We start from the raw sequence: 710 nt of genomic DNA, 5'->3' as shown, positions 1-710 counted from the left end.
ATACTGTTATTGTACCTATTGGTGGAGGAGGAATTATTTCAGGGATTGCTGTAGCACTGAAATCATTTAATCCTTCCATTAATATTATTGGGGTTCAAGCTGAAAACGTACACGGTATGAAAGCTTCTTATGATGCTGGAGAAATTGTATCACATTATAAAGCCCCAACAATAGCGGATGGTTGTGCAGTTAAAATACCTGGAAATTTAACCTTTGAAATTGTAAAAAACCTAGTAGATGACATTGTAACTGTATCAGAAGAAGAATTAGAAGTAGCGATGAAAGACTTATTGCAACGCGGAAAGGCTGTCGTAGAAGGAGCGGGAGCGTTAGCCACAGCCGCTCTTCTTGCAGGGAAAGTTGATAAATATGTAAAGGATAAAAAAGTAGTAGCGGTTATTTCAGGTGGCAATGTGGATTTAAAACGTATTTCAAGTGTATGTGAGCATTTCTTTGTTGCCAATGAAGTAAAATAATGATTGAGGAATGTATATAATAAGTTGATATTGCTAAAAAAGGGCTAGGATGAAACATCTTAGTTCTTTTTTGTAATATCAGGATACTATTGAGACAGAGTTGTTTAAAAACAAACTCTTATACAAGGGGTACCGCCACACATCCATCAACTTAAGGATTTAGACTATTTTTGAAGTTAAAAGCACGTTACTATTTTCTTATGTTAATGAGAAAGGGTGACGTGTTTTTTATGA

Annotated in this window: 1 protein-coding gene; it reads left to right on the top strand. The window is 35.2% G+C overall.

Features of this window, described 5'->3' with window-relative positions; genetic code table 11:
- Positions 1-476, top strand: a 476-nt coding sequence (locus ACTJJY_RS31930) for a pyridoxal-phosphate dependent enzyme (protein WP_440607451.1), incomplete at its 5' end; no start/stop codon positions are given.
- Between the last annotated feature and the right edge of the window lie 234 nt (positions 477-710).

The organism is Bacillus sp. 22475, from assembly GCF_052044835.1.
GTDB lineage: Bacteria > Bacillota > Bacilli > Bacillales > Bacillaceae_G > Bacillus_A > Bacillus_A cereus.
Note: the sequence above shows the minus strand (reverse complement) of the source record. Positions and strands in the feature narration are given on the sequence as shown.